13 protein-coding genes are annotated in these 14,318 nt (G+C 60.0%); 7 read left to right on the forward strand and 6 right to left on the reverse strand.

Features of this window, described 5'->3' with window-relative positions; translation table 11 throughout:
* The first annotated feature begins 123 nt into the window (after positions 1-123).
* On the forward strand, positions 124-1,080 hold the full coding sequence (locus tag IYX23_RS07475) for an FkbM family methyltransferase (protein ID WP_196392299.1): 957 nt from the start codon (positions 124-126) through the stop codon (positions 1,078-1,080).
* A 177-nt stretch (positions 1,081-1,257) separates the two neighbouring features.
* Here the strand turns inward: IYX23_RS07475 and IYX23_RS07480 are convergent, their stop codons facing one another.
* The 3 genes from IYX23_RS07480 to IYX23_RS07490 form a co-directional block, all read right to left on the reverse strand.
* Positions 1,258-2,301, reverse strand: coding sequence for a glycosyltransferase family 2 protein (locus tag IYX23_RS07480; protein ID WP_196392300.1), 1,044 nt, complete (start codon positions 2,299-2,301; stop codon positions 1,258-1,260).
* A gap of 102 nt (positions 2,302-2,403) precedes the next feature.
* A complete protein-coding gene (locus tag IYX23_RS07485) occupies positions 2,404-3,774 on the reverse strand; it encodes a glycosyltransferase family 1 protein (RefSeq protein WP_196392301.1) in 1,371 nt (456 codons plus the stop codon).
* Between the two features lie 215 nt (positions 3,775-3,989).
* The gene (locus IYX23_RS07490; RefSeq protein WP_246716557.1) at positions 3,990-4,295 is read right to left on the reverse strand and encodes a hypothetical protein; all 306 of its coding nucleotides are present in this window, start codon (positions 4,293-4,295) and stop codon (positions 3,990-3,992) included.
* A gap of 835 nt (positions 4,296-5,130) precedes the next feature.
* Between IYX23_RS07490 and IYX23_RS07495 the strand changes: the two genes are divergently transcribed.
* The 6 genes from IYX23_RS07495 to IYX23_RS07520 all read left to right on the forward strand — a co-directional run bounded on the left by IYX23_RS07495 (position 5,131) and on the right by IYX23_RS07520 (position 9,619).
* The gene (locus IYX23_RS07495; protein ID WP_246716559.1) at positions 5,131-5,541 is read left to right on the forward strand and encodes a hypothetical protein; all 411 of its coding nucleotides are present in this window, start codon (positions 5,131-5,133) and stop codon (positions 5,539-5,541) included.
* Between the two features lie 200 nt (positions 5,542-5,741).
* A complete protein-coding gene (locus IYX23_RS07500) occupies positions 5,742-5,933 on the forward strand; it encodes a hypothetical protein (protein ID WP_196392303.1) in 192 nt (63 codons plus the stop codon).
* 45 nt (positions 5,934-5,978) lie between these two features.
* Complete coding sequence (locus IYX23_RS07505) at positions 5,979-6,146, forward strand: hypothetical protein (RefSeq protein ID WP_196392304.1); 168 nt, start codon at positions 5,979-5,981, stop codon at positions 6,144-6,146.
* Positions 6,147-6,280: 134 nt separating this feature from the next.
* Positions 6,281-7,123: a Na+-dependent transporter gene (locus tag IYX23_RS07510; protein ID WP_196392365.1), complete on the forward strand. Its 843-nt coding sequence runs from the start codon at positions 6,281-6,283 to the stop codon at positions 7,121-7,123.
* 23 nt (positions 7,124-7,146) lie between these two features.
* Positions 7,147-8,166 carry a patatin-like phospholipase family protein gene (locus IYX23_RS07515; RefSeq protein WP_196392305.1) on the forward strand — a complete coding sequence of 340 codons (1,020 nt, stop codon included), beginning with the start codon at positions 7,147-7,149 and terminating at the stop codon, positions 8,164-8,166.
* 4 nt (positions 8,167-8,170) lie between these two features.
* Positions 8,171-9,619: a GntP family permease gene (locus tag IYX23_RS07520; RefSeq protein WP_196392306.1), complete on the forward strand. Its 1,449-nt coding sequence runs from the start codon at positions 8,171-8,173 to the stop codon at positions 9,617-9,619.
* A gap of 432 nt (positions 9,620-10,051) precedes the next feature.
* Here the strand turns inward: IYX23_RS07520 and IYX23_RS07525 are convergent, their stop codons facing one another.
* The 3 genes from IYX23_RS07525 to IYX23_RS07535 all read right to left on the reverse strand — a co-directional run bounded on the left by IYX23_RS07525 (position 10,052) and on the right by IYX23_RS07535 (position 14,222).
* Positions 10,052-10,525 carry a hypothetical protein gene (locus IYX23_RS07525; RefSeq protein WP_196392307.1) on the reverse strand — a complete coding sequence of 158 codons (474 nt, stop codon included), beginning with the start codon at positions 10,523-10,525 and terminating at the stop codon, positions 10,052-10,054.
* A 1,815-nt stretch (positions 10,526-12,340) separates the two neighbouring features.
* Entirely contained in the window at positions 12,341-12,604 is a 264-nt protein-coding gene (locus IYX23_RS07530; RefSeq protein ID WP_196392308.1) for a hypothetical protein, read from the reverse strand.
* A gap of 103 nt (positions 12,605-12,707) precedes the next feature.
* On the reverse strand, positions 12,708-14,222 hold the full coding sequence (locus IYX23_RS07535) for an efflux transporter outer membrane subunit (protein ID WP_246716560.1): 1,515 nt from the start codon (positions 14,220-14,222) through the stop codon (positions 12,708-12,710).
* Positions 14,223-14,318 lie beyond the last annotated feature (96 nt).

Consider the following 14,318-nt stretch of genomic DNA (forward strand, 5'->3'; position numbering starts at 1 on the left):
CCTCCAGCCGCGACACTGGCGAACAATCCAAAAATTTCAATGCGATCATGTGAATAATGCGGCTCTGAACGTCAAAGTGAATCGAAATCTTGCGCGCGGGCGTCTTAATCGGGGGGACGACTGATGGGCCTTTTTCAGAATGTCATGAACTCTCTGCGTCTTTTCAACAAGAACGAGGTCTATGACCTCGATCAGTTTGTCGAAAAATTCCTGCTACAATCCACGGAATGGGATCGCGCGCGACTTTACGACGCAATCTCCAAGCGACAGACGGGCCTGCTTCTTCACGCGCGCCAAAGCATTGAGCCATTTATCGTTGATACGGCTGACAAGTTCATGTCACGGGAAGTTTTTATTACCGGCTCCAGTCAGTTCGATACGGTTAGAACAGCCTTCGACTTGATCTCCCGTGAACGCGGAGTGGATCTGAGCGACGCGACGCTCATCGATGTCGGCGCGAACATCGGAGTCATCAGCATTCCGACAATCGCGCGAGGACTATGCGCCAGAGCGATCGCCATCGAGCCGACGCCATCGACATGCAGATTGCTGCGCGCCAATGTCGCGTTGAACGGCCTAGAGAGCCAATTCACAATCTATCAGGTCGCTCTTTCGGATCGGGAAGGAGAAGCGCTGTTCGAACTTTCCGACGACAATACCGGCGACAATCGCCTCTCCATCGACGCCGTCGATAACGCCTATAACGAAGCGTCGCGCCCAAAGATCAGCGTTCCCCTAAAGCGTTTCGACAACTTGCTGCCCGACATCGATGCAACAATTTGCGTTATCTGGATAGATGTGCAGGGTTTTGAGGGATTTGTGCTCGCCGGCGCATCGGCTGTCCTGAAGAACAAGCCCCCGTTAGTGCTGGAATTTTGGCCCTATGGCATGCGGCGGACGAAGAGCTTTCCCTTGTTGATGAAAGCCTTGGACGGCTATGACCGCTATTGCGTTCTGTTTTCCACGCTCGGCGTGGAGACCGCCGTCTTTCGCCCGACCGCGGACCTCAACAATCTATGGGATTCGGTCGCGCCTCTTGCGGATGAGCCAACCCAAACAATGGATATACTAGTCCTCTAAACGTCCCGAAATCTGCTCGATCAAGCATAAGGACGGCAGCCACATGATGATCTCTTATGCGCAGAACTTCGAAGACGTGATGCTCGAACCAGCATTCGCCGATCTGGAAATCTGATTCTGGATCGATGTCGGCGCGCCGCCTTGTTCAGCCGCGGAAAATAATCCCCGAAACGATCGTCACGCGCCTTGCGCGCCCTTTGCTTGCGCGAGATATTTTTGCTCATGGTGCGCGCTGAGTTCAGGCTGTTGCTGTCTGAAGCGCTTCGCCGACATCGTCGCATACGCGAATTTCGCGCGCAGATTGTCGAGTGAAAAATCGCAATAGACCTTCTTCATCAGACTATCCATCAGCGCGCGATCTTCGCCCGCCGGATTGACGAAGCACATGAATTTGCCAAGCTGCATCGCCAGCGGATGGAACTCGTGTCTGATCACGCGCCGCACGTGGAAGGCCTCGATGCTGTCGTGGCCGAAAAAGCGGTCGGCGATATTGTGGAATCCGTCGATGGCGATGCGATAGCGATTGACCATGCCGCCGCCAGCAAAGGAGTCGTTGTCGGGGCGCCGGTCCAGCAGCGCGCCGGAGAGAACTTTGATGCTTAAGCCGCCGGGCATCAGTTCGAAAAGGCGCGCCACATGCCCCCAGCAGCTTCCGACGAATTCTTCATTGAGCGGCACGCGGTTCCAGGTCGAGCGCTTAACGATGATCCCGCCGATGAAGCTGAAGAACGCTTCGGTGTTGACCGCCTTGCTGAAATAGTCGTGGCGGCTGCGCGGATCGGATAGCTCGAAGACGGCGCCGTCCTCGCACGCGACGGCCGGATATTCGGTCCAGCTGTCGTGATAAAAATAATACTCCATGTGCTTGCACAAATAGAGATCATAGCCGCTTTGAATTTCGTTGAGCACGCGACGCAGCGCGCCCGGCCGCATGATGTCGTCGCCGCTGAACAGCCAGCAATAGTCGCCGGTCGCGGGCTCAACGGATTTCGCCATGTCGCGGTCGATGCCGCCTTTCTGAGGCTGGCGCACATATTTGATATTGGGATGCTTGCGCTCGTAGCCCGCAATAATTTCCGCGGTGTTGTCGGTCGACGCGCCGTCGAGAATGACGATCTGCACGTCATCCCCACCGTCCTGACCGAGGATCGAATCCAGAGTTTCAGGAATGAATTTCGCGAAATTATAGATGGGAATGCAGACGGAGAGGCTGGCGGTCATCGACGCAAGGTCCCTACGCGAGAGTTTAGAGCCCTCACAGAGCTTCAGTCGCGCGGAAGATAGGCGGAAGCGGCGGTTGAGGCAACGCGGCGATCGGCGCGTTCATTCCGCGGGCTCTAAAACCTTGGCCAGTTCGGCGGCGTCGGTCTGATAGTGATCGCCCCGCACCATTGAGACAAGCCTCGCGGCGGATTGTCGCCAGGTCGAAATCGCCGGGGCCTTGATCTCTCTTGTTTCAAAGAGCGCTTCGCGCACGCGCTCGGCGAGCGCTTGCGCGTCCAGCACATCGAAATAGACAGCCCCGTCGCCGCCGACTTCGCGGAAAACCGGGATATCGCTCGCGATCACGCGCGCGCCGTGATGCGCCGCTTCGATCAGCGGCATGCCGAAGCCTTCGACGAAGGATGGAAAGATCAGGCCGCGCGCCCGCGGATAGAGATGTGAAAGATCGGCGTCGCTCGCATTGTCGAGCCAGAACAGCCGGCGTCCATATTCGCTGTGCCGGCGGATTCGGCGCTGCAACGCCCGCGTGTTCCAACCGTGCCGGCCGACGATGACGTAACGCGTCTCGCACCCTTCCCCCCACAGACGTTCAAAGGCGTCCAAAGCGATGGGATAGGCCTTGCGCGGCTCCAGGGTGCCGACGCTCATGAAGAACGGCGCCGGCGCTGAAGCGATGCGCTCGACGGCTTTTGAGGGCGCCTCCTGAGCGCCCGGGCGAAAGTCGGCGCCAAGCGGCCACCAGCCGATCCGCATATTGGCGGGCGTCGCGAGACCCTGTTCCCGCACGTAGTCCACGAGGTCCTGCGCGACGCTTTGCGAGATGCAGACGATGGCGTCGCATTGCAGCAGCACCTCCTCGAGCCAGGGCGCGAAGGGCGCGCTGTTCTTTAAGGCGGTCGCGGCGGGATAACGCAAGGGGATGAGATCATAGAGACCGCCGACGACTTTGGCGCCAGCCTCATGCGCTGCGCGCAGGAGCGGCGGATATTCCTCGACGAAGCCCCATCCGGAGTCGAGCAAAAGCAGCGTGTCGCCCGATTGCAGTTCGATCGCATGGGGCAAATTGTCGTGCTGGAAATGGCCATAGAGCCGGCCTGCTTCGAGATAGACCGGAAGCGCTTCGCCGCTTTCGACACAGGCGCGCGCGATTTCGCGCACGACGCGCTGGACGCCCGTATGGCCGCGAAAGCGATGCGTCGCCGTCATATCGATGAGCAGACGATTATGCGCCGCCGGCGGTGGGACCGCGCCATCAAGGCGCGTGCGCAGCGCCTCCGCCTTGGCCGCGCTAGGCGCCCGCCAGCGTCCATCGTGCAGGCGGCTCAGGCCGAGCATGCGAGAAAGCGTCCAATAGAGCTCCAACGCTTTGTCGTAAACGAACCGAATGCGTGGATCGACGTCATACTGCTCGAGATCACTCAGCTCGCGGTGCATCTCCTTGAGCAGATAGGCGTCGATCTTCTCTTTCATTCCCGCTCTCCAGCCGCAGGCCCCGCCGCTCCTTGCATCGCGGACCGTTCGTACGGCGACGCGTCGGCCGTGACAAGGCTCGGGCTCCGCGCCAACAATGCTGGATCGCCGCTCACACGCGCTCAGAGACCCTGTGCTTTAAGCTGAACTCGGCGCGGATAAGACGGGCCGCTCGCAGGAAAAGATCTTGTCTGCGTTAGCCTTATGGGATCGAGCTAGAGCGTTCGACCAACGGCCATTCTGCTGGACGGCGTCGGAAAAATCACGATATTTCCGCCCTGCCCCGATGCGGCGATCACCGCCGCCGCGATGTCCGCCGACGCTTCGCTCACGCAGCGCCGCATAAATGAATCGGCGGCGCCTTCGTAATTCATGCTCAGCAAGTCATGCGCGCATTGTTCCGCGCGGACGAGCGAGACTTCCGCCAAGGGCGGGACAGGATCAGCGCTCGACAATGTGGAGAGCGCGTTCAACTCGCACTCAAGCGCTCGACGCGCGAAATCCGGCAGCGCCGCAAGCACTTGGCGCTCGAAATGGGTCCGAAGCTTATTCGCGGCGTCTTCAAAGAATGCACAAGCTTGGCTGTCCGCCGAAAGCTTAGCGTTAGTCGCATTCATCCTATGCCCTTCCGACAGCCAAAAACTAAGCTTTAAGAGGCAAGCAACATAAAAGTCTTGTTGCTCCGGCATCTACCTCAAATACATAATTACGGCAAACAAATGGAGACGCTAAAATCGTCGCGCCTGCCAGCGCTTAGGCGCGCTGCTTGGGCATGGGACGCTTGGCGCCGGACGCTTGGGTATGGGACGCGTGTGGAGTACGAACGCCGCGACTTCGCCGCTCCCTCATCGCGTCTCCTGCCCGCGAACTTCTCAATAAGAGCGAAAACGAACGCTCTGGCGTGCTTAAACAACCCCGCCTTCGAGCTGCCGGCACGCGGTTCAAGAGAGACTGGGGCAGAGTTGTCGGTTCATTCTGACAATGCGGAAGCGATGTCGCGTGGCGCGCATGTTGCGCACGGCGCTGGGCGCGGAGACGGCGGGATGGCTCTGCGATGAGAAAGTCGTCGAGATCATGCTCAATCCCGACAGAGCCTACCAATAAATGGATGCGCCGATTTCATGATCGCACGCCCGGCATCGTTGACTGGCGCGACGCGGCGCGTGGATGGCGGGCGACGATCCGGCCGCATTGCGCCCGCCGCCAGAGAACGCGCTGGTCCAGCGGCAGCGAGAGGGGCGAGATAGGAACGCGATATGGGGAACAACCGCAATTATATCAAGGTGCTACTCCGCGAAGGCGCGGGTGAGAGCCTGTGATAGCCAATCAGCTGAGCGGCAAGCGGGGCGGGTTGTGATGGCGCCCCAAGGAAGCTTTCGGTCGTCACAACCGGCCGGGCCATGCAAGCATGAACACAGGCGATTCGAAATCGGGGCTGCAAAAATGAATGCCAATCGATCGAGTGAACCACGTTTCAACATCGTCATCTGGAAGGGCGCGAAGCAACTCGGAACGTTACGAGATCGCGACGCCAGCCGGGCGCTCAGCAATTTCGGCGGCGTGGTGGCGCGCTATAAAAATTCCACAGACAATCACCGGGTCGAACTTTACGACGGAGCGGACCTGATCGAGGCTTGGTCGAGCGAGGACGGACACAAGGCTCCTTCCGCAGAGTCGCCTGTCCCCGCCAGCGGAAAAATTCATCGCGAGGGCGAGTGCGTCGGGCGGGCCCTTTCGATCCCCTGTCAGCTTGTGCCATCACGTTGACGGCGCGAACGCCTGCCGACACGCGATAGCGGTGCGACTCGTCCATGGTGAGGACCAGATCGGGAAGCTCGGAAAGATAGTTGAAGTAGTCGACCGCGCGATAATTGGCTCCGCATCGGTGGGGCTCGGAGCAGCATGCGGATGCGCGGCCGCAGCGGGCGCGTCCGTCGACTTCGGCTTCGGGCTGAATTTGCGGCCCGATGCGATTTTCTGAAGCGACGAGAACCTCTCGCCGACGCTTGCTGATCTCGCGCGCGAAAGCACTAATCGAGGCCATCGAGCGCTGGGAACGCGCGCCGGAATCCGAGCGCGGCGATTGGGAATACTACGACCATTGGGTCGCGGCGCTTCAGAAGGTGATCGACGAGCGCGGATTGCTGACGACGACATGATCCCCAACCGTCATCACTGACACGCCGGAACTGCAACCGGCGGAGATGTTGTGGGCGCTCGTCGACGAGCCCATCGTCAACATGCATGTCGCCGCCATCAATGAGCTCGACGAATTCATCGCCAAGAGATTTGTCGCGTTCGCCAAGGAACGCGACGCCCTCAAAGGCTGTGCTAAATTCAATAGGTGGCCGAAAGTCGCCAATGCGAAGTAATAAGCCGGAAATCGTATGAATGCGCCCTTTTTGCTCGCGGGGCTGTAAGCTAACTACGGTGAAGGTGCATCACGGGTGCAATAGAGCGACGCCGAATGGTTTGGCGATGGTGGGGTATGCCAATGACCTTGAATATGCTTATTCCATTTGCGTTGAAGTGTAGTATCGCTCTGAGCGTGTTTGCGATTGGCCTGAATTCACAGCCCAGCGACGCTACCTACCTCCTCCTCCGACCCGCACAGCTAGCGCGATCGCTACTTGCGATGAACGTCATCTTGCCCGTATTCATAGCCGCGATTGTGACGGCTTTTGATCTGCATAACGCCGTGGAAGTTTCGCTTGTCGCGCTCGCCGTCTCTCCGGTTCCCCCTATTCTCCCAAAAAAGCAAATCAAGGTGCATGGTGAACGATCCTACGCTATCGGATTGTTGGTTGTTGCCGCTGTGGTGGCGGTTATTTTCATTCCAATTGCGGTCGCATTGCTTGGTCAATTTTTCCAGACGCCTGTCGATATGCGGGCATGGCCAATTGCTCGGCTGGTTCTCATCACGGACCTTGCGCCACTTTTGATGGGAATGCTCGTCCGGCAATTTGCTCCTGTGATTGCTTTGCGAATCTCGAAATCTGTGACGCTTGTCGCCTTGGTGTTCCTCGTGCTCAGCGTTCTGCCTATCCTATTCACCGCGTGGCCAGGCATCGTCGCCCTGGTCGGCAATGGCACAATTCTCGCTATCTTGGCATTCGTACTTGCCGGTCTCGCCGTCGGTCATTTGCTCGGCGGCCCCGATCTGCATGATCGGGCAGTGCTGGCCCTCGCGACTGCGACACGACATCCCGGCATCGCGTTTGCGATTGGTGCGACGAACTTTCCGGAGCAAAGGGAGATTCAACCCGCGATCTTGCTTTACGTACTCCTTTGCGCGATCCTTACGATGCCTTACGTTATATGGCAAAGGCGCGTGTCTTATTCGTTCTGACGCAGAGGTGGAGCCTTGCGGATATGACGCGCGACACGGTTCTTGTGGATCTCGCCCTACAAGGCGGCGGCGCGCATGGCGCCTTCAGTTGGGGCGTTCTAGACCGCTTACTGGAAGAGCCTTGGCTCCAAATAGAAGGGATCTCTGGCACATCGGCGGGCGCGATGAACGCGGCGGCGCTGATCAGCGGCTACGTCGATGATGGCGCAAACGGCGCCCGCGCGGCGCTCGAGCTGTTCTGGCGGCGCGTGTCGCAGGCGGCGCGGCTCAGTCCATTGCAGCGCAATCCTATCGATGCGCTGATGGGTCGCTGGACGCTGGATGCTTCGCCTTTCTTTGTCGCGACCGACATCATGTCGCGTCTATTTTCGCCCTACGATCTCAATCCCCGGGGCGTAAATCCGCTGCGCGAGATCCTCGCGGAAACCGTGAATTTCGAACGGCTTGCGCAAGCGCGAGTAAAGCTTTTCGTCACCGCCACGAGCGTGTCGACCGGCCGCGCCCGCGTGTTCAGAAACGCAGACGTTACGCCGGACGCGCTTCTTGCTTCGGCGTGCCTGCCTACCATGTTTCAGGCCGTCGAGATTGACGGCGAGGCCTACTGGGACGGCGGCTATTCCGGCAATCCGACGATCACGCCGCTCGTTCGCGAATGCGAGTCGACTGATACGATCCTTGTCCAGATCAATCCGATTGAACGCAAGAACACGCCGCGGTCGGCGACAGAAATATTGAACCGCCTCAACGAAGTGTCGTTCAACGCGGTTCTGCTCAAGGAGCTGCGCATGATCGCCCTGCTGCGCCGCGCCGCCAATCCCGGAGAAAAGGAGGGTTCGCGCTGGGCCGGGATGCGCATTCATCGAATTTCCACCGAGATGATGACGCAGCTCAGCGCTTCCTCGAAACTGATCGCGGAATGGGAGTTTCTTTGCATGCTGCGCGACGAAGGTCGTCGGTCGGCGCAGGCATTCCTCGATCGTCATGAGCGCGACGTCGGACTCCGTTCGACTCTCGATCTTGACGTCCTGCTCGAGGGGATTTGAAGCGATGGGACTTGCTGGAATTCTTGCCGCGCTCTGCGGACTCATTTGGTTCGCATATCGCGGCTGGAGCGTGTTGCTGCTGGCGCCCGCGGCGGCGCTGATCGCCGCCGCCTTCGCGGGCGAACCCTTGCTGGCGCATTGGACGCAAACCTTCATGGGCGGGGCGTCGCGCTTCGTAGCGCAATTTTTTCCGATATTTCTTCTCGGCGCGCTGTTTGGAAAACTCATGGACGACAGCGGTTCCGTCACCGCGATCGCGAACTTCATGGCCGAGAAACTCGGACCGCGCCGGGCTGTGCTCTCCGTCGTTCTCGCCGGCGCCTTCGTAACCTACGGCGGCGTCAGCCTTTTCGTCGCATTTTTCGTGTTGGCGCCGATGGCGCAGAAGCTGTTCCGCAAGGCGGCCGTGCCTCGCCGGCTGGCGCCCGCCGCCATCGCGCTCGGCACCTCGACATTCACCATGTCGGCGCTGCCCGGAACGCCGGCGATTCAAAACGCGATTCCCATGCCGTTTTTTGGAACGACGCCTTTCGCCGCTCCCGGGCTTGGCGTCGTGGCCTCCGTGATCATGCTCGGGTTCGGGCTCTGGTGGCTCGCGCGCGCCGAGGCGTCGGCGCGCCGCAAGGGAGAAGGGTACGGGAACGAGCCGAGCGTTCATATCGACGCTACGCAGGATCAGGCGCTCCGCGAGCGCGCCGCGACGGCGCATGAATTCGACATCGCCGAGATTCCCCACGGCCATCGCGGGGATGCGCCGAACGCCTTCATCGCCGCGCTGCCTTTGATCGTCGTCGTCGGCGTCAATCTTGTTATTTCCTTGCTCGTCTTGCCGCGGATGGATGACTCGTTCCTGGCAGAAGAGCGCTGGGGACCGACGACGCTTGCCGCCGTTGGCGGCGTCTGGTCCGTCGTTGTGGCGCTCTCGGCGGCGATCGTAACACTCATTCTACTCAACTGGCGCCGACTGACGGAGATCCGCGACAGCGTCGACGCCGGCGTCACGGCTTCCGTGCTGCCTGCGATGAGCGTCGCGAGTCTCGTCGGATTTGGCGCGGTCGTCGCGGCGATGCCCGCCTTCGCTATGGTGCGCGCCTGGGTGCTGTCAATCGAGGGCGGTCCGCTCGTCTCCCTGGCCATCGCGACCAATGTGCTCGCGTCTCTGACCGGTTCGGCTTCGGGCGGGCTGACGATCGCGCTCGACACGCTCGGCGAAACTTATCTGCGTCTTGCTGAACAAGGCGGAATTGCTCCGGCGCTTCTGCATCGCGTCGCGGTCATTGGCGCGGGAACGCTGGACAGTCTTCCGCACAATGGCGCGGTCGTGACTCTGCTCGCCGTTTGCGGTTGCACGCACAAGGAAAGCTATCTCGATATCGTCGTGGTCGCGATCATTGGCGCCATCATCGCGCTTGTCGCCGTCATTGCCCTCGGCTCGGCGTTCGGCTCATTTTGAGCGAGCCCTTCGAGGCGAGCGCGCGGGGGTCGTACGAGAAGCCGACCGCCCGCTCTCCTTGCAGCGCCTTACTGCGCTGGCGTCTCCGCCATCGACCGTGTCGGTCCGCGTTCGCGCTAAACTATCTGCCGTATATCGGATCCCTGATCGTTACCGTTTTCCCAGCGCTGTTTGCTTTCGTTCAATTCGACTCATGGCAGACCGCCGGCCACACCGAGCCCCAAGCCAACTGAAATATCGTGAACGAAGCGCGATAGCGTCCATCGGAACGCTGAGTTCCTGATCGAAAGCGAATTGCCGAGCGGCGCTTGACGGGTTCCGACGTATGCGCCCGCGAAGCTGACTGGCGCCGGCGACAGGCGCTGCGTCAATCATGGCGCCGCCTCAGGCGAGAATGCGCGCGGCGATGCCGCCCACATCAAACCAATTATCTCATGGTCCTGCAGAAGCTGGGGGAGCTGCAGGGGAGTTCGGCCCTGGCCTCACGCCGACAATTTCAAATGCCGTTCTACGGACGCATAAGAATGGAAGCGGCCAGTCCAGAGCAAAAAGTTTCTGGTGGTATTCGAGCGTGACCGTTCGACCGGGCATTGCTTCTAATTGCTCTCTGACGCCGGGGTCGGGCACCGAAAAATTGAACGTGTTATCAAATTCTTGGTTCTGAGATCGACTATTGGTCGACGCCGAAAAACTCGGGAGCGCCAAGTGGCCTTCGAATGTCCGGCAGGCGATGCCTCTCCTCGACAGCTTGCTGAGAACGCCAGTTCGGACCCCGACCGAGTAGTTAAAGCTGTTCAGCACGGCGAGCGCCGCCAGAAGAAACAGCGCAGCCACGACGACCCAAATTGCTATTTTAAGTATTCCGTTCAAGCGCCGCTTGGCGGAAGAGGACTGCGTTGAAGCCATCAGAACTATCCTAGCGCTTCGCTGCTCAAATCTCGCGTAGCCTTCGCGTTAAGTCAACACCAGCAAATTCAGGGCATTTTCCTGCTATAGCGCGTGACTGCGACGATTGCATTAAACGAAACGCACAGCATCGATATTCAAAAGGCTGAGGTCGAGATCCCGTGAGAAACTTTGATAACGTTCCCGACTGGCCTTGGCCTCAAGATGATCGGTCGTCGCCATTATCAGCTCCTGAACGGCGTCGGCGTCAGCTGTATTCATAAGCATATAACTTTGAAACATTTCAGCGCTGTCCCGAACATTAAGGAAATCTGCTCGTCGGCTTGGTCAGCGCCGCGCGTCCGATAAACCACGACACGCCAGAAAATGGCGGTCATGATCAATCCCGGTCGTGTGGCGAGCGCAGCCAGTTCGTCCAATGCGCTAATGTGGCGCCAGCGATGATAAGCGCGCGCGAGATCGCCGTAGGCGGCGTCGGGAACCTTCCACGTGGCTCGCTTCGAGCCTGCGCCAATTGCGACTTCTGATTTGCGATGCATCGAGATCTATACGACCCAGTTTCCTGAAGACACGCTTATTCTATTTGTGGCTGTGATTCAGAACGGCATTAGCCATGCAAATCGAACCATGAACTTCCGCATTGTAACGAAAAATTTTGACGCGTAGTGTTGAGGGCCTTAAGCCACAAGACTTAAGAATAGGGAGCACGCCACAATGCGCCGGAACCTTAAAACTTACTTGTTTGCAGCTGCTTGCGCCTCACTGTTATTCGCATCGGCGCCTTTGGGCGCGGCGGTTCTGTCGACCGCGGCAGATCCTAACGTCGATGAAGCGTTCGCCTCCAACTTCGTGCAGAAGACGACGATGCATGCTCCGGCTGGAAAAAGATGCATCAAATGGACTCGGACGTGGAATAGACGGCACGGCGTCGCTCGCCGCCGATGCGTCCAGTGGCGTTAAAGAAGACCAAATCGGACGCGATCAACCAAGACGCGCGATCGTGCCGCTTCGCCAACGCGGCACGACGATTTTTCTGAAACAGGATGTTGCGCCTGGAACATGCAGAGGCACGCTTGCGGGATTGATCTGCATGTCTCGTCGGCCTTGCGCGCCTGACGTTCGCGTCGAGCAGCGTTCGAGGACAACGCTTCGCGCGATTTCATCGGACGGCTGACCACGCGGGAGTTCGGCGAAGGCGCAAGCCCTGGGACGAAGTGGTGATTTTCAAAGTGCTGGTGTTGTAGGCGCTCTACGTTCCCCACGCCAAAACTCGTTGGCTCTATCGTGAAACGCTGGGGAAAGCGGGCGTGGTGGAACGTCTCGGTATGGTAAGTGAGTGCATTTATAACCCCCTCCCGACAAGTCGGCGGCGCCTTCAGGGGGCCTCACGGAGAGGAAGAGTCGAACAGCCCGGCTGCGCCAGACCGCGAACGCCGCTCATCACGCCTTAAGCAGATATTTTTCAAAATGCCCTTTGATCGCTGCCGACAGCCCATTCGATGACGCAATCCGGGAAGCGCGAAGAGCGCTGAGATAGGTTGTCGCTCAGCGATGAAATCGGCGTCATGCGGGAGTTGGCTTTTTGCTCGCCGCAGGTGTGGCGGATGCGTCGACGCGCTCCTCTCGTCGCGCGCGAAGTTTAGATCGCTGAGAAGGACGCGCCCGCACAGCGATCGGCTATGCGGCCGCGAAAGGAGTCATTCCGTCCTCTCGGCATGACTCGTGAGACCTTTAAGTTCACGCGACGCGGAGCCGGCGCCCCGGCTCGCGCGGGGGCTTACGAAAAACCGACCGCGCGCTCGCCTTGGAGGCGCCTTACTGCGCCGGCGTCTCCGGAGCGAGCTGTTTCGTTGGTCCGGTGCGGCGGACGCGCGCGCGACGGCGGCGCCACCCCCTCGCGCCGCTGCGCGGACGGGGGGAGCGCGACTGGTGATGGAAGGTGGTGAACTGCCGCTCCTGCGCTTCGGCGTCGTCTGGAACCAACGCCGCGATCGGCGCCATTACCGCCGCCGCAAAAAGCGCGGTGAGCAGCGAGCGACGCGAGAGTTGAGAGTTCTCGTCAAAATTTTCCGTAGTCATGTGTTCCCTCCCAATGGATTCATCTCGCCCCAATTTCACATAACGCAAAGGCCTTCGCAAATGCCCTCAAGACCGAGGTCTCGTTCAGGTAAACGAAGAATGGCTAAGGGTATGGGCCCTTGTCGGCCTCATAGGCTGCGTTGGCGCGCGTGATCTCGATCTGCCGCGTGGTCGGCGACCAGCCGCCGCCAAGCGCCTGATAAAGGCTGACCGCTGACTGAAAATAAGCGAGACGCGCGAGCGTTAGGTTGAAATCATATTGGTAATAGGTCGTCTGGACCGTGGACAGCGTCACAACGTCGATCACGCCTTCCAAGAGCTGAGCGCGCGCCGCGTCGAGCGCAATTTTAGCCGCAGCGAGCGCGTCCACGCCGATCTTCACGCTCTTGGCGGTCTCCTTCATCGCAATGAGCGCGCTTTCCGTGTCGGCAAGGCCGTTAAGTATGCTCTGCCGATACGCCGCCCAGGCTTCGGCATATCTTCCTTTCTCGAGCTGATACTGGCCTTGAAGGTTGTAGCCGTCGAACAGGGGCTGCGCGAGCCCCGTCGCAATCTGCCACGCAACCGCCTCAGGTCTCAGCAGATTGCTCAGGACCACGCTTTGCAGGCCGTACTGCCCATTGAGGACGACCGATGGGAAAAACGCGGCCCGCGCCCGCAACACCGAAAATTCCTGAGATGCCAGCACCGCCTCGGCTCTGGCGACGTCCGGCCGCCGCAATAAGACCTCCGACGGAAGGCCGGGCTCGAGACGAGGGAATCGCAGTCTAGTGAGAGCGCCGCCTTTGACCTCCAGAGTTTCCGGCGTCTGTCCCAATAGAACGGCAAGGGTGACCTTGGTCTGCCGTAGCGTCTGCTCAAGGGGCGGAATAGTGGCCCTTTGACCTTCCAGAACCGCCGCCTGCAAACCATAGTCCAGCATCGTCGCGGCGCCCTTCTCCAGCCGCGCGTTGATGGCTCCGAGCACACCCTCCGCAATCCTGACGTGTTCAGCCGCTATCCGCAGCTGGTCTTGCGCGGCGAGAACCTGAAGATACGCGTTCATGACCGCGGCGGCCGTCGCGATCTCCACCACGTCGCGATCGAAACGCGAGGCGTTGGCGAGGAGCCTCGCCGCTTTCGAGGCGTCCTCGTTCTTGCCCCAAAAATCGATTTCGTAGGTGGCGTTGAGGCCGAGCGCGAACAGATTGGCGCGCGTGGCGCTGAACGTCGCCTGATTGTCGAGAAGCGCGCCCTGGCTTTGCCCGGCGCCCTGCAGAAGCGACTGGGCGGGATTGAAGTTTGGCGTTGCGCTAAGCCGCGTTCCGGAAAGCTGCGTGCGCTGAGCGAGGCCGCCAAGCGATATCGCGGGCCAAAGCGCGGCGCTGGCGATTCGCGCAGTGGCGTCCGCCTGATCGATGCGCGCAATCGCAGCCGTGATCGCCAGATTGTCGTCGAGCGCGCGCTCGACGAGACCGGGGAGTTCCTTTGAGCCAAATTTTACGGCGAAATCTCTCCCGGCGGCGATTGGCGGCGCCGGCGTTGGGTTGGCCTCCCGGAAACGGGCGGGCGGCGGCGCGCCGAGGTCAGGCTTTTCCCATGTGAGGTCGCATCCGCAGAGGACCGCGGAGACAATCATGATCGAAGCGGAAGCCAACGCGCGACGCCGCACTAAGTAAGATATCAGCAACGTCGAGTTCTCCTCGGCGCGGCGCGACGAAATCGAATGCATCGA

This window comes from Methylocystis sp. L43, assembly GCF_015709525.1.
Lineage (GTDB): Bacteria > Pseudomonadota > Alphaproteobacteria > Rhizobiales > Beijerinckiaceae > Methylocystis.

What these genes read in the sequence shown, in the direction of transcription:
- IYX23_RS07505 (WP_196392304.1), top strand. Translation starts at nt 5,979, where the DNA reads ATGTTGTGGGCGCTCGTCGACGAGCCCATCGTCAACATGCATGTCGCC.
- IYX23_RS07525 (WP_196392307.1), bottom strand. Translation starts at nt 10,525, where the DNA reads ATGGCTTCAACGCAGTCCTCTTCCGCCAAGCGGCGCTTGAACGGAATA.
- IYX23_RS07500 (WP_196392303.1), top strand. Translation starts at nt 5,742, where the DNA reads ATGCGATTTTCTGAAGCGACGAGAACCTCTCGCCGACGCTTGCTGATC.
- IYX23_RS07480 (WP_196392300.1), bottom strand. Translation starts at nt 2,301, where the DNA reads ATGACCGCCAGCCTCTCCGTCTGCATTCCCATCTATAATTTCGCGAAA.
- IYX23_RS07520 (WP_196392306.1), top strand. Translation starts at nt 8,171, where the DNA reads ATGGGACTTGCTGGAATTCTTGCCGCGCTCTGCGGACTCATTTGGTTC.
- IYX23_RS07535 (WP_246716560.1), bottom strand. Translation starts at nt 14,222, where the DNA reads ATGATTGTCTCCGCGGTCCTCTGCGGATGCGACCTCACATGGGAAAAG.
- IYX23_RS07510 (WP_196392365.1), top strand. Translation starts at nt 6,281, where the DNA reads ATGCTTATTCCATTTGCGTTGAAGTGTAGTATCGCTCTGAGCGTGTTT.
- IYX23_RS07515 (WP_196392305.1), top strand. Translation starts at nt 7,147, where the DNA reads ATGACGCGCGACACGGTTCTTGTGGATCTCGCCCTACAAGGCGGCGGC.
- IYX23_RS07495 (WP_246716559.1), top strand. Translation starts at nt 5,131, where the DNA reads ATGGCGCCCCAAGGAAGCTTTCGGTCGTCACAACCGGCCGGGCCATGC.
- IYX23_RS07485 (WP_196392301.1), bottom strand. Translation starts at nt 3,774, where the DNA reads ATGAAAGAGAAGATCGACGCCTATCTGCTCAAGGAGATGCACCGCGAG.
- IYX23_RS07475 (WP_196392299.1), top strand. Translation starts at nt 124, where the DNA reads ATGGGCCTTTTTCAGAATGTCATGAACTCTCTGCGTCTTTTCAACAAG.
- IYX23_RS07530 (WP_196392308.1), bottom strand. Translation starts at nt 12,604, where the DNA reads ATGACTACGGAAAATTTTGACGAGAACTCTCAACTCTCGCGTCGCTCG.